The 13733-nt window shown below is 52.0% G+C and carries 9 protein-coding genes and 2 pseudogenes; all 11 read right to left on the reverse strand.

Annotated features, from left to right (window positions below):
* Nucleotides 1-61 precede the first annotated feature (61 nt).
* Nucleotides 62-310 carry a hypothetical protein gene (locus F3I47_RS02990; protein WP_150030050.1) on the reverse strand — a complete coding sequence of 83 codons (249 nt, stop codon included), beginning with the start codon at nt 308-310 and terminating at the stop codon, nt 62-64.
* A 349-nt stretch (nt 311-659) separates the two neighbouring features.
* The gene (locus F3I47_RS02995; RefSeq protein WP_150030051.1) at nt 660-929 is read right to left on the reverse strand and encodes a hypothetical protein; all 270 of its coding nucleotides are present in this window, start codon (nt 927-929) and stop codon (nt 660-662) included.
* Nucleotides 930-943: 14 nt separating this feature from the next.
* Nucleotides 944-5335, reverse strand: coding sequence for an RHS repeat-associated core domain-containing protein (locus F3I47_RS03000; protein ID WP_150030052.1), 4392 nt, complete (start codon nt 5333-5335; stop codon nt 944-946).
* Nucleotides 5336-5338: 3 nt separating this feature from the next.
* A complete protein-coding gene (locus F3I47_RS03005; RefSeq protein ID WP_009090722.1) occupies nt 5339-5779 on the reverse strand; it encodes a DcrB-related protein in 441 nt (146 codons plus the stop codon).
* 58 nt (nt 5780-5837) lie between these two features.
* The gene (locus tag F3I47_RS03010) at nt 5838-6200 is read right to left on the reverse strand and encodes a hypothetical protein (RefSeq protein ID WP_150030053.1); all 363 of its coding nucleotides are present in this window, start codon (nt 6198-6200) and stop codon (nt 5838-5840) included.
* Nucleotides 6201-6529: 329 nt separating this feature from the next.
* Complete coding sequence (locus F3I47_RS03015; RefSeq protein WP_150030054.1) at nt 6530-7090, reverse strand: hypothetical protein; 561 nt, start codon at nt 7088-7090, stop codon at nt 6530-6532.
* 13 nt (nt 7091-7103) lie between these two features.
* Entirely contained in the window at nt 7104-10049 is a 2946-nt protein-coding gene (tssI, locus tag F3I47_RS22425; protein WP_223813772.1) for a type VI secretion system tip protein TssI/VgrG, read from the reverse strand.
* 739 nt (nt 10050-10788) lie between these two features.
* On the reverse strand, nt 10789-11037 hold the full coding sequence (locus tag F3I47_RS03030; RefSeq protein WP_150030486.1) for a hypothetical protein: 249 nt from the start codon (nt 11035-11037) through the stop codon (nt 10789-10791).
* 1 nt (nt 11038) lies between these two features.
* Nucleotides 11039-12169, reverse strand: a pseudogene (locus tag F3I47_RS22650) (RHS repeat domain-containing protein); the annotation flags it as partial.
* Between the two features lie 359 nt (nt 12170-12528).
* Nucleotides 12529-12885 (reverse strand): hypothetical protein, encoded by a 357-nt coding sequence (locus F3I47_RS03040; RefSeq protein WP_145886919.1) that lies wholly within the window; start codon nt 12883-12885, stop codon nt 12529-12531.
* 1 nt (nt 12886) lies between these two features.
* A pseudogene (locus tag F3I47_RS22680) lies at nt 12887-13675 on the reverse strand (RHS repeat-associated core domain-containing protein); the annotation flags it as partial.
* Nucleotides 13676-13733: the final 58 nt, after the last annotated feature.

Here is a 13733-nt window from a genome sequence, read left to right on the forward strand (position 1 = left end):
CATCATATTATCCACTTTAAAATCGATGCATAATTTAAATCAAATTGAATCAATTCAATTATCATTGCCAAACATTAAATAACTGCTTCCAGATTCCCATCTCCTCATCTGTAGGGAGACTATAATCACCCTTAGCCTTACGATAATTCATGAAGCAAACATCTATGGCCCGTATTGAAACCGTTTTATTTTTACGACTCCCATCAATGATAACTTTCATCTCTTTGCGATACGCTTCATCTTTAATCATTTTTTGGAAGAATATTTCAAGAAAATCTAAAGCTTCATTGCAGGAAAATAAATCTATCATTCTCTCCCCGGTAAAAAAACGACTTAATCGAACTCTGTCATGTTATTATCATCATACAACTGCTAGATGTTTCCAGCACTATATCCTGCATATTAATTAGATTTTAGCCAAGTAATTAATGCCAAAGCGGTTCTGATTATGAATTATTTAACAATGACAGCTTCTTATCTAATTCGATTACATTGGCAACTATTGTATTTAAGTCAGAAAAAACAAATGAATTTATTAATATAAAATCAAAATACTATTTTTGGCAAAAAGCAATAGCAACCTAAAAAAGGATAATCGCAACAACAGGGTTCGCCTATCCCTTTTTAGCAAATCAACGCCATTAATAATACAGCAAGAGTTAGTTGCTATCTAAATATACATCCACAGACTTTTCAATCTTGTGCATTATATCTGTTATTGTATGGAGGTAATCATTATACATCTCAGCATAGCGCCGCGGGAAGCCTCTTAAAGGGTTATTCACGATGCTATTATTAATAACTTTAACTTTAAGCAACTTTAACTCATCAATAAATACTATCAACCCTCCTTTATTTTCATTATTCATAACTGCCTCTATGTAAGAAGATGCTTTATCTATTTCAACCAATAAGTCTTGCTTATTCATAGTTAATTTCTCAATTATAAAAATCTCACATCAGTTATCCAACTAACTGGATATCCGTGCGGAAGTAGTATCTGGTCCGCCCCACCTTCAAGAACTGCACCAGATTTCATTATTTGCTTCTCAACTTTCCCAATCTGAAGAACCGTTCCTTTCGGGATTTTTAAAGTTGCCTCGAATTGCCTGGTATTTTTCCATTCCGGTAAAAGTGCAGAATCTATTTTCGCCTGGATTTTATTCAGTGCCGGAGATGTACTAACAAATGAGCCATCTATTTTAGCATTACCACCAAAGACGCGATACAAGGTCACATCCTCAGTTGTTAACACTGTTTTATACTCTCCATCTTTGAAAGAATCTCTTATCCAATCTGGTAATTCTGTCTTATCTATTTCTTTATATTTTCCTTTAAGGCTACATCTACTCAACCCCCACGGATCCACCCAACCCAGCGCATTCGGCGCATACTGGTAAAGGTTGATCCCGCCCGCCAGCCCTATCGGGTCCTGCTGGGTAAACCGTCCGCTGTCCGGGTCATAGTAACGAAACAGATTGTAGTGCAGTCCGGTTTCACGATCCAGGTACTGGCCCTGCATACGCAGGTTCTGCTGCACGGCAGGCAGCCGCTGGCTGGACTCGCGCAGCAGTTTGCCCCACGGGCTGTTGATCCCTTCCCAGGCTTTTTGCCCTTCCGCGTCAGTCAGCAGCTCCGGCATTCCGTTGGCCGCATTATGGAACCAGTAAACCTCCGGACTTTCCACACCATCAATACGCGCCAGCGGTTCATAGCTCTGGCTGTCGCTGTAAACGTAGGTCAGCGGAGTGCCGTCGTGGATCTCCTGCAGCAGGCGGTAGCCTTCCCACACAAAGCGCGTCGTAACGGCGTTGCCAGATGGCCTGCCCTGTAACAGCTGCTGGCTGGTTTTACTGATACGGCGTCCCAGCGGATCGTAACGGAAGCTCACCTTCGTGCGCGGCTTGTTACGGTCCCGCGGCTCGCTGATCACCTCCGTCAGGCGATGCTCACCATCGTAGCGATATCGCCAGCGGGTCTGGCCGTCATCTTTCTCAGTGGTGCGGCCATGAATGTCATACTGCCAGCGGATACCGTTCAGTCCGGTGACACGGTTGTGCATGACATGAGCGGCACTATGGCGATCCAGCGGGTTGCCTGCGCCATCCCAGCGCCACTGTTCATTACCCGGCTGCGCACCGTCCTGTGACAACAGCCGGCCGGCGTTATCGTAGTGCCATAACGTCTGGCTGAACGGATTATCGTCACGCTCTTCGCGGATCAGGTTGTTACCGTAATCGAAGTCGCGCCGGCGGGACCAGACGCGCGGCGCAGGTCGCTGTGCTTCACCCCTGAACACGTCACGGCGGCGCAGTCTGCCTAAGCGGTCATACTCGCTACGCATAGTCAGGCCGCCCTGCGTCCGGCTCAGTTCCCGGTGCAAGGTGTCACGGGTAAACTCGGTGACCGGCAGGTTGTCCAGTGCGATGCTCAGTAAATGGCCGCTACCGTAATAAAGCTGCTTCAGGTTGCGACCATCCGGCAGGGTTAAGGCCGTGCAGTTACCCAGCGCGTCATACGCCCACGCCAGTTCGCCCTGCTCCCCCTGTTCAGCAACGATGCGGCCCAGCGCATCATATTTAAAGGTAATCTCCTGCTCGGCCTGCTGACTCCACTCGGTGTCAGACAGCGGCAGATGCTGCGACACTTTACCGAGCTGGCCGCCACCGCTGTAGTGATAGCGCGTCTGACCCTCCGGCGTGGTTCGCGCCAGCAGTTGTCCCGCACGACTCCAGTGGTAACGATGGGTAATGGACTGAGGATGCCCGGCGGCAAAGGTACGCGATAGCGTGCGGCCCGCCGCGTCATAGTCGTATCGCGTGGCAACACCATCCAGTCCCACCTGAGCCAGCAACAGAGAGTCTGCACCCCATTCAAACTGGTACTGCTCACCGTTCTCGTTTTTCAGTGCCGTGAGGCGGCCACGGCTGTCCCAGCTTCGCTGAACCGTCTCACCCTGCGCATTGCTGTTGGCGATCAGTCGTCCGACATTGTCGTAACGGAATTCACTGCGCTTACCATCCGCCGACTCATGGGCCAGCGGCAGGCCGTTTTCACTCCAGTGCAGTCGCTCTTCCCAGCCCTCTGCGCGCTCCAGCTGGAGAGGACGGCCTGCGGCGTCATAGTGATAACGGGTTTCTTCACCATCCGGCGCGGTGACAGAGCTGAGCCAGCCCAGAGGATGATAACGGTAGCGCGTGGTCAGCCCTGAACAGTCGGTTTCACGGATAACCTGTCCGGCATCGTTAAACTCCCGGCGATAGCTGTTACCTGCTGCGTCGATCTCCTCGACAATCAGCCCGGACTCATCCCGCTTATAGATCGTGCTTTGCCCGAGCGCATCAACGACGCGCTCAAGACCGTGATGGGGGTCGTAATAGTATTTCGTCGTGGAACCATCCGCTCCGGCAACCACCGTGGGCAGTGCACGGTGTGACAGCCATTGCACCGCCTGCACACCGCCGTCAGCATCTTTCTCTTCAACGCGGTTGCCCAGATCGTCATAAGTGAAACTCACCGCGTTGCCCTGCGGATCGATGCGGCGCGTCAGGAGTTCGTTTTCATCCCACTCATAGCGCCACTTCTCGCCCCGCTCATCGATGAAACAGGTGATGAGGCCCGCGGCGTTCCAGTGGTGTTCGCGCTGCTGACCGTCATAGGTCGACACGCGCGTGATGCCCGCCGCAAGATCGTAGTGCATGCGGCAGCCGTCACCGCTATTGGTGCGGTTCTCAACCACGCGCCAGTGATCCAGCTTCTGCCAGCGGTATTCACTTTCCAGCCCGCCGGGCAGCTGATGCCAGACCATCAGTCCGTCGTCGTTGTAACGGAACCGGCGGGTAACAACGCCTGCCGCATCGGTCACGCTGGCAAGCTGTCCCTGTTGGCTGTAGGTCCAGCGCGTCAGAGGCCAGTGCTGCTCGCCATCAAAATGGCTAGCTGACGTCGGCCGTCGCGGATGCTGGCTGTCGTCGTAGTGCAGCGTGACGTCAATCGCCAGCGGCGCGTCATGGATACGCACCAGACGGGCCTGTTCATCCCAGCCCGTCTCCAGCGCATTGCCGTACTCGTCGCTGAGTGACGCCAGCCGCAGCACCTGCGGATCGGCGGCCGTGCGCCGGTAAAGACGCCATACCGCACCGTCGTCATCGGCAATGGCGATATCGCCAGTCTCGCTGCGCCGCACCATCAGCCCTTCGCTGATGCTGTAGAGCACCTCTTTTTCACCGGGGACGTCAAAGCTCAGCTCGCGCCCGTTGTCGTCAAACCAGGTTGCCCGGTTGCCTTCCAGCGTCAAATAGCTGTCAAACACCGTGGCCCAGCCCTGACCGAACAGGCCTGCGCGCTGAGTCAGGCTGTTATAGCTGCGCTGAAAACTGAGCGGGAAACGGCCGGGAAGAGAGAAATCGCGTTCGGCATCATCATTAAGGACCTTGACGCCTGTTGCGGCATGAACCGGGAATAGCGATGAGAAGGCGGCGTTGATGGACATATCCGCCATCATGCCGCCCGCCGCACCGGCCAGCGCGCAGGGCATATTTTTCAGGATCTGGCTGGGGCGACCGCGTATGAGCGAAAGGCCGATCATCATCACCGCGAGACCCGGCACCTTGCCACTTTTAATCTCTCTGACCGTAACGGTTTCACCCCCGATGATGACATTGGGGGAAACAGCATCACTTACCGTGGCGTCACAGGTCGTTTTGTCCTTTGCCCGCACCGCAGGCTGGCCATTGATAAAAACGCTTTTCGAACCCTGAGCCAGATACTGCGGCGCACTGTGTTTTTCACAGGCCACTTTATCCTGCTCAAGCGGAGAGGTCCCCGCATCGGCGGAGGCGACCGTGGGCTGCCACATAGCACTGCCGAACTGGCCCACCGCAGAGAGCAGCATGCCGCCGTAGTCCGCGAAGCTCTGCGGTGATTGCGGTTCCGGTGGCGGTGTCTCATCCGGCGTCATCATCCCGGCCGCGCGTGCGGCCATAAGACCATTCACGCGTACGTTGTCTGAACCGCTGGCGATCACCCCGGCGGGTGAAGGCGGGAATATCATGTCGCCCAGCCCCTCTGCCGCTTCAGAGATGTCGTCCGACAGGCCCGCAGCATTGGCTAACACACCGCCAATGATGCCGCTGAGCAGACAGCTGGAACCGATAGCGGCAACCCCGGCCGCCGCCATGCCGGCACCCAGTAAAGGCGCAGCCAGTGTTGCCGCCGCTCCTACCGCAGCCCCGATGACAGCATAAGCCGCCCCTTCAGCCACGACACTGGTGATATCAGCGAAAATGCTGGAGTGAATGATCTCGTCGCCCACGCGGGCCGCATGGTTATCCATAAGTTAATCTTTCCGTGGCGTATTCAGACTCAGGCTTTGTTTGAAAGCCTGCCAGCGCTGACCGTCTTCCTCATTGAATGGGCGCATTGCGGAGAGCGTAAAAATCATAAAGATGTTCGACTCAGGAACCTGTGCAGCCAGCTGTTTCTGCCACACCTGTTGTCCGTTACGATCAAACAGGGTTTCAACTTCTGTCGCAGGTAAGGTGTTATTCACACCGGCCATCACTGGAACAAATTCACTCTGCTGAATGTGCCCCATCTGGCTCCGCAATGTGTCCCACTGACGCTGAAATTCTTTTTCTGCATCACTGCCTTCTGCAATAACACCACGACTCACTACCCACGCCAGGCCACTGGCCTCATCGCGCAGAATGTTCATGGTGGTGTCCTGCCAGGCAGCAGGAAAAAGCGCAAAAGCGCCCTCATTGAATTGGTAATGCATAATAGATATCCATATGGGGGAAGTGAAAATGGGTTGATACTTAGAGCAGAGGGACTAACTATTTATTTGCATTATAATCGGGTGCGATACCCGCGTGTGTTTCAACTAATCGGAATTTTTCGACCCAGCCATTGGCCTGATTTCCGTCATTAGCCACATACATTACGCTGTAATATTTTCCATATTCAACGTAAGCATATAACTTATCACCAGGCACCACAAAAACGTCTTTCTCTGCACAACGCCCATCAGGTGCAGAATAAAATTGTAGCCGTCCTGACCCATCCACTTTGTAGACATTATCTGTATTATCGAAACGCACGCCTTTTGCATTGGCGTTGCTAGCCTTCTGTTGACAAAAATTATTTGCAGAGGATATCAGTGGAAATAAAATCACTGAAATGCATAAGACTTTAATCATTTTAACCCGTCATGAATTCTATTGGGAAAACTATAAACATCACCAAACTTATCACGCTAATAAATAGCTTCACAACTCCACTTGATTAATTAGTTATCACCGTTTCACCATGCTAACCAAACTGTTATTTTATAGAATTATTCAACTCGCCAGATGGCATGCTGTTATATATCTACAATATGGCATTGAGTGAACATGGCATTTATTTCATTGACTTATATTTCGCAAGAGTAAGCAATTAAAACTGATGTTGAGCATGGTATCTCTCAACCGAGAATTAATATTTAAAATCCAGTCAAATCCTGCGTGACGCATCACGCAGCATTCTATTATTCATCCGTATTAATCGTCATCATAATGTGACCGATTTTATTATGCTCTAGCTGAAATGACATGCGTTTGTTATCAGCGTCATAATATAACCAGTGCTGATTATCACTGTCATCGACTGTACCCTGACCATATTTACTGATCAGCACATCCTGACTATCACCGGGTCCAACCCCTCTGGCGGTTTTAATCGCAGGAGTGTCGATGGTTATCTGTGCAATAAGATAGCTGTCGAAATCACGCTGCTCTTTTTGCCAGAACAGGTTCGCGGTGTAGATTTCAAAGCCATCATATTTGTGCTGGTAGTACTTATAGCTGATGTCACCGGCAGGCACATCGCCAACAAAGTTTTCACTTAACTGCTTGCCCGCCTGCTTCTGAGTTTCATCGCTCCATTTATCACCTAATGTAAAAGGATGATTATTGATTATCACGCTAAAGTCAGCGGCTGTTAAGGCAGCAGGGGCCGTAAGGCTTGCCGCTGCAGTAGCCAGATTTACCTGAACGGCAGGGAACAGCAGCGCAAACAACAATACAGCCTTTCTCATAGAAAAAATCATATTTATCAGTCCCTTACTTAAAATCAGGTATGTCAAAAGAAAGATTCGCATTCGGAAAACTGTCGAAAATTTTCTTCATGCTGGTTGTCTGAGCCGTAGCCCAGTTAACATCTGTCGCATATTGATGTGTTCCCGGTGCGGCCGGATTCCAGCGCATTTTATACAAAGTATTCTGACCAGAGCCAACAAACTTATCAGATATCCACTTAGCACCACCATCAATGGCCTTAGCGGGTGTTGTCCAGCCCTGTTTATAAGCGTAGTTAGCGCCAGTTTGCACCGCATTGTGATCCAGCGCACCTATGCCGTACATATTATAAACTTTGGTTCCATTGACCATGACACCTTTAGCTAACTCACTGGTGCCATTTCCCGTCTCCAGCGCTGAATGGGCGGCCAGATACGCTTCATTGACGTTATATTTTTTAGCCGCATCCAGATACGTCTGTTCCTGACCGGACAGTGTGCCTTTATCCTTAAGGAAAGTGCTCATATCCTCTTTGCTGATCCCGGATGAGGAGGAAAGATCTACAAACTGATATTTGTCTTTGCCTTCCATGTGGTTGGCAGGATCGACATATTTTTTGATATCGCCCTCGGTAGCATCTACGAAGCCTTTACTGGTTTTATCCCATTTCAATGGCCTGGCTTTTAGGCCTTTTTGTTTTTTGACCATCTCATCTACCGAGTAGTCATATTTGCTTTTCTTATCGCCAGAAGCAGCATTGGCTAGCGGCGCTGCCGCCCCTTGCGCCGGTGCCGCCGCAGCCTTTGGCGCAGCGGGTGCCGCCTGCCCTTTCTGCTTCGGCGGGAACAGGTTTTCTACGGCCTGGCTGATGTTCTGTTTATGACCTGAACCCGGGGCGCTTGTGCCCGGTTTCGCGCCATCTGTGTTCAGGTTCAGTTTGCCGCCGGATGTGGTGATATGCCCATCGCCCTGCACGAAAATATTGAATCCCTTGCCGACGATATTTATCTGGCCATTCGCGTTAAGTTCGATAGCACTCTCTCCACATTCCAGGCGAAGTTGAGTGCCCGATCCCACGACGTAGGTATCGACTACCGCATCAAGTTTACCCTTACCGGTCAACCGCTCTTCGCCACCTTTCACGCCGTGGACACGGTTGGTTTCGACACGGTAGAGCTCATTGCCACCTGCGTAATGACTGTGATTATTAGCGACTGAATGGCTGGCGTCATTTTTAACATGGGTATCCATGTTCTTCTGCGCCTGAATCCAGAGGTGCTCTTCACCCGCCTTGTCCTCAAACCTCAGTGCGTTCGCGGTGTCCGCCGTGCCATCCTTCGACCGGCTCAGGAACCCCATCTGCGTCGCCGCTGCCGGCAGCGCCCACGGCGGCATGCTTGCCTCGTTATACACGCGGCCGATGATCAGCGGACGATCCGGGTCGCCGTTGATGAAGTCCACCACCACCTCGTCGTTCACGCGCGGGATCTGCACCCCGCCGAACCCCTGGCCCGCCCACGCGCTCGACACGCGCACCCAGCAGGAGCTGGTGTCGTCACCCTTCGCCAGACGGTCCCAGTGAAACTTCACCTTCACCCGCCCGTAGCGGTCCGTCCAGATGGACTCCCCCTTCGGCCCCACCACCTTCGCCGTCTGCGGGCCGTGCGTCTTCGGCCACGGCGTCTCCGGCGGCGTGCGCCACGTCACCGACGACGGCAGCACCGTGAAGTCAATGTTGTGGCGGCNCGCGCTCGACACGCGCACCCAGCAGGAGCTGGTGTCGTCACCCTTCGCCAGACGGTCCCAGTGAAACTTCACCTTCACCCGCCCGTAGCGGTCCGTCCAGATGGACTCCCCCTTCGGCCCCACCACCTTCGCCGTCTGCGGGCCGTGCGTCTTCGGCCACGGCGTCTCCGGCGGCGTGCGCCACGTCACCGACGACGGCAGCACCGTGAAGTCAATGTTGTGGCGGCTCTCCCCGCCGTCGCCGCTGGCGTAGGGGTTCTCGGCGAAGTCATAGGTCGCCGAGGTCACCAGGTATTCGCCGTTGTCGCTGAAGTGCGGCGCGTTGAGCACCGAGAAGGTGTACCCCGGCGCGATGCCGGTGGCCGTGCCCGACCCGCTGACGCGGTGGTGCTCCGCCTGCCACACCTCCTGGCGGATGCGCGCGTAGGACTCGCCGTGGCTGTGGTCCACAAAGTGACCCGGCCAGTCGTAGACGTCCACCGCGCCCGGCACCGGCGACGCCGGGTTCTGCCGCGCCTGCAGCATCCACGCGTTCGGCTTGCGGAAGTCGTAGTCGTCGGTGCTGTACATCCCCGGCGTCACGCTCTCCGACAGCGACCACTGGCTGATGCCCTCCTCCGTCACCACGCCCCCCGACGGCGTGACGTGATAGGCGATGGTCCCGTAGCCCGGAAACGCCTGGTGCTGGTCCGGCGCGTCGCACAGCACCAGCGTGTGCCTGTCCGCCTCGTGGCGGAAGAAGTAGTACATCCCCTCCAGCTCCATCAGGCGGCTGATGAAGTCCAGGCTGCTCTCCTGATACTGCACGCAGTACTCCCACACCCGGTAGCTGCCCGCCAGCCGCGTCTCGACGCTCACGCCGTACTCCTTCAGCAGCGTCTGCACTATCTGCGGCACCGTCTGGCTCTGGAAGATGCGCAGGTTGCGGTCCCGCTTCATCGGCCACAGGTCCGGCTCCACCGTCAGCTCATAGCACGCGTAGCGCGTGCCGTTCAGCTCCTGGCTGCGCACCGCCACCCGGGTGATTTTACCGTTGAGGTAGCGCGGGCTCAGCGCGCTCATCAGGCCGTCGGTGGGCAGCGTGAACGTCACCGGCTGGCCCAGCAGGGCGTGGCGGTCGATGCGCGCGTCGGTGGAGAGCAGCTCAGCGGTGAGCACAAACGGGTGCGACAGCGCCTCGGTACCCTTCAGCGTGTGGAACAGCAGGCCGTCCGCCGGCAGCTGTGCGGTAATACGTGAGTACATAGTCTTTTTTCCGTACAGACAAAACTGACGATAGGGCAAGTCAGCAAGGTGGATGGGTTCTGAATTAATGGTCAGGACGCGCGTCGGTGCTGAACAACTCAATGGCGCCGGTAAGTTGCTCGCGACAGCTGAGTTTCCAGAACCGCAGTCTACCGACCGGCAGAAGGATAGTGATACGATAAATACATAGTGATTATCCGGACTGACGGGCATCGGTGAATTAAGCGGCTATTGCTGCAGGTCAGATAAGCGTCTTTTACTGTTCCAGTGCATCATATGGCGAGTTGAGTTCCCACTGACGCTGTTCCGGTTGTACTCTTTCAGATAAGTGTATCGTGAGAACACGGCGTCACCGGAATTGTGCGTTTCAGGGTTAATACATCCGCAAAAATAGCCTTATCCGATGGCTTACCATAAAGACGTTAGAAAAACGCTGCTGAATCTGTTAGTGAGAGAAACCCGACGTAACAGGAAAATCATACCCCATATTAATACTCATAGCCTGTTTCCCTTCGTGATCTAATTCGTGAGCCAGATCCCATAATAAATCAATAAGAAGAATTTCAGGTGCTGATCCCCAAGATCTCAGCGTGGCCCATCTGCACGAGAAAGTTGTCCTTTATGCGCAGCAGAGACGGGATGCCAGACAAAACCGGGAACAGCTCGAGACGTTGCTGGCCCCGGTCGGCGGCTGAAGGTTAAAAGCCGAAATGATAGTTGAGATCGCTTGCGGCTATTATTATTCGTAGACTTTTGCAGCCATTAAAATATCTGCAAAAACTTTCCAATTCGTATCATTTGGCAACGGCTGGTTCGTATTTTCATAGTACCCATCCATATCCTCTATCCATGAGGCTATAGCTTCAAGATAAGAGCTGAGATCTTTATTTTCCCATTCATCAGGGTTATCTTTAAGATCTTTAGCCAGAGCTACTATAAATTTAACAAGCCCATCTCTACTGCTAACTGGCAATAAATCATCTAACATTTTACCCACCTATAACTCTTTTGATACCATCACCCATTTTAAGGATGATACTTTTTCCATCTGTTTTCGTGGTCATTTTCCACATTTGGCCAGCAATTTCCTTCTGCGTGGCCCACTGTACCGGTATTTCTTTCAGCCCTGACAGTTTGAATGCAGCCAGTCTCCTGTGGTCCAGAGTCCATAATTTTCCGCTTGAGTCTTTCCAAATTTTAATTGCCGGTAAATCAGTGGGCTTAAGAGTACCGTTTTTTAGAGCAGATGCGTTATTGAGAACGGTATGTTCGCCAGTTTGGTTCTTAATTGAACTTTGCATGAAATGGATATCGTCAGGATTCTTTGTAAAGCTCTCGCACTTAGTCAGCCCCAGCGGATCCACCCAGCTCAGCGGATTCGGCGCATACTGATAAAGGTTAACCCCACCAGCAAGCCCTATTGGATCCTGGCTCACAAACCTGCCCGCATCCGGATCATAATAGCGAAAGCGGTTATAGTGCAAACCTGTTTCCGCATCGAAATACTGACCCTGATAGCGCAGCGGCTGCCAGACCGGCTCGGCACTCTCCACTGACGTCTGTTCTGTGCGCAGCGTATTACCCCAGGCACGATAGACGGCACGCCAGACCACACTGCCATTAGCACCGGTCAGCTATCGTTGCAGACCAGATATATCGTTGTGATACCAGTTAACCTGAGCTTCATGTTCCGTTTGCCCCTGCTGCAGACTGATCTGCGCCAGGGGAGCAAAGCTGTTCTCTTCGTAAATCCAGAGGTGCTGTCGGGACCCTCTCACCTCACTGAGCAGGCGATTGCCCTCCCAGATAAAGCGCGTGATACCAAAAGCATCGCGTTTCCAGCTTCGGCGGCCAAATGCATTATAGCCGTAGGTAGTTCGCTGCTCGGTCCCGTTTCGGGTGCTCACCGATTCGGTCAGCTGGTGTTCAGCGTTCCAGATAAACTGCTGATCTGTGTGTCGGCCACTCTGTTTGCGCGTCACATTGCCGAAACAGTCATAGGTCCAGGGTTTATCTTCATAAACCCTGAGTCGGTTATCCTGCAGGGGCTGCGCCTGGGCCTCGCTCAGCAGTTTGTGCGCCGGGTCAAAGGCAAAATACTCATCACGCGCTCGTGTTATTACATCCGCAAATTAGCGCTATCCAATGGCTTACCGAAAGACGGTAGAGAAACGTTGTTGGCTCTGTTTTTAGAGGCCCGGCGTTAGGGAAATACATAGCCAGTATCTATATTCATAGCCTGTTTCCCATCTTAATTTAATTAGCCAGCCAAGTTTCACAATGAACTTTTAAAGACGGCTGTGTGCTGATGATACCCGAAGATCGAAGCGTGGCCAGTTTGCACGAGGAAGTGGCCCGCTTTGTCCAGCAGAAGCGGGACGCCAGACAAACCCGGCAGCAGATTAAGACGTTGCAGGCCTAGGTCAGCAGCTGACGGTAAAAAGCCGGAAGGATCAGATCGCTTTCGGCTTTTTAAACTTTACTCTCCATCGTATTCAATCGTAGCTTCAAGAGCGCTTCTTAACCAGTCCCAGAAGCTGTCAATTTCCTGGACATTTTCATAACCTTCTTTGGCGAAGTCATGAATAATGATAACCTTGCCTGGCTTATTCACTTCCCAACAAGCAACATCATCGTTATCCTCTCTTCTTGCAAAAGGTATTAATTCACGTGATGGATAACGGCTTTTTATTCCATTAAAGCGAATTCTCAGCCTCTCGCCCTGAAGAATGAGCCACGGATCAAAATCCAGTAAGCCTTGTGATACTATTCTTTTGAATTCATCAGGATAATAAAACCCCGCTGGTAGTTCTTTTTCAATTAGAAGCTGTTCCATATTAGTCCAATGACCCTATTATATTTGACCCGTTAGGATAACCATTTTTATATTTAGAAGCTTGCTTACCAATTCGTAATTGTATTGCATCTTCCCAGGAAGAAGGTGTTCCTTTTTTAGTAGTAAAACGTTCAATAAATTCATTTGGCAAAGATGATGAACCATCATGAATTCTTGCTTTGACATTTATCCCTGCTCTGGATGCTGCCAGTACTCTGGTATTATCAATAGTTGTTAATTTTCCATCGCTCATTCTAACAACATCAATCGGGTCTCCAGCCCATCCATTCTTTCTCATACTATGAGTTAAATCAGCAGCACCATTTACAGAACTTTGACTAAAACGAATCGTTTTGGGATCTAACTCAACAGCTTCGGGTTTACATTTCGACCGACTCAGCCCCGGCGGATCCACCCAGCTCAGCGGATTCGGCGCATACTGATAAAGGTTAACCCCACCAGCGAGCCCTATCGGATCCTGGCTCACAAACCTGCCCGCATCCGGATCATAATAGCGAAAACGATTATAGTGCAAACCTGTTTCCGCATCGAAATACTGACCCTGATAGCGCAGTGGCTGATAAATCGGCTCTGCATTCTCTACTGCGACCTGCTCTGTGCGCAGCGTATTACCCCAGGCACGATAGACGGCACGCCAGACCACGCTGCCATCAGTTCCGGTCAGCTCGCGTGGCAGACCAGACACATCGTTATGATACCAGTGAACCTGAGCTTCATGCTCCGTCTCGCCCTGCTGCAGACTGATCTGCGCCAGGGGAGCAAAGCTATTTTATTTATTCCAAAAAATTATTCTGGCAGAAAATGAGTACTTTAATCGTGCACAACTG

This window comes from Pantoea sp. M_10, assembly GCF_008631515.1.
Classification (GTDB): Bacteria; Pseudomonadota; Gammaproteobacteria; order Enterobacterales; family Enterobacteriaceae; genus Pantoea; species Pantoea anthophila.

What these genes read in the sequence shown, in the direction of transcription:
- F3I47_RS02990 (WP_150030050.1), bottom strand. Translation starts at nt 310, where the DNA reads ATGATAGATTTATTTTCCTGCAATGAAGCTTTAGATTTTCTTGAAATA.
- F3I47_RS02995 (WP_150030051.1), bottom strand. Translation starts at nt 929, where the DNA reads ATGAATAAGCAAGACTTATTGGTTGAAATAGATAAAGCATCTTCTTAC.
- F3I47_RS03000 (WP_150030052.1), bottom strand. Translation starts at nt 5,335, where the DNA reads ATGGATAACCATGCGGCCCGCGTGGGCGACGAGATCATTCACTCCAGC.
- F3I47_RS03005 (WP_009090722.1), bottom strand. Translation starts at nt 5,779, where the DNA reads ATGCATTACCAATTCAATGAGGGCGCTTTTGCGCTTTTTCCTGCTGCC.
- F3I47_RS03010 (WP_150030053.1), bottom strand. Translation starts at nt 6,200, where the DNA reads ATGATTAAAGTCTTATGCATTTCAGTGATTTTATTTCCACTGATATCC.
- F3I47_RS03015 (WP_150030054.1), bottom strand. Translation starts at nt 7,090, where the DNA reads ATGATTTTTTCTATGAGAAAGGCTGTATTGTTGTTTGCGCTGCTGTTC.
- F3I47_RS03030 (WP_150030486.1), bottom strand. Translation starts at nt 11,037, where the DNA reads ATGTTAGATGATTTATTGCCAGTTAGCAGTAGAGATGGGCTTGTTAAA.
- F3I47_RS03040 (WP_145886919.1), bottom strand. Translation starts at nt 12,885, where the DNA reads ATGGAACAGCTTCTAATTGAAAAAGAACTACCAGCGGGGTTTTATTAT.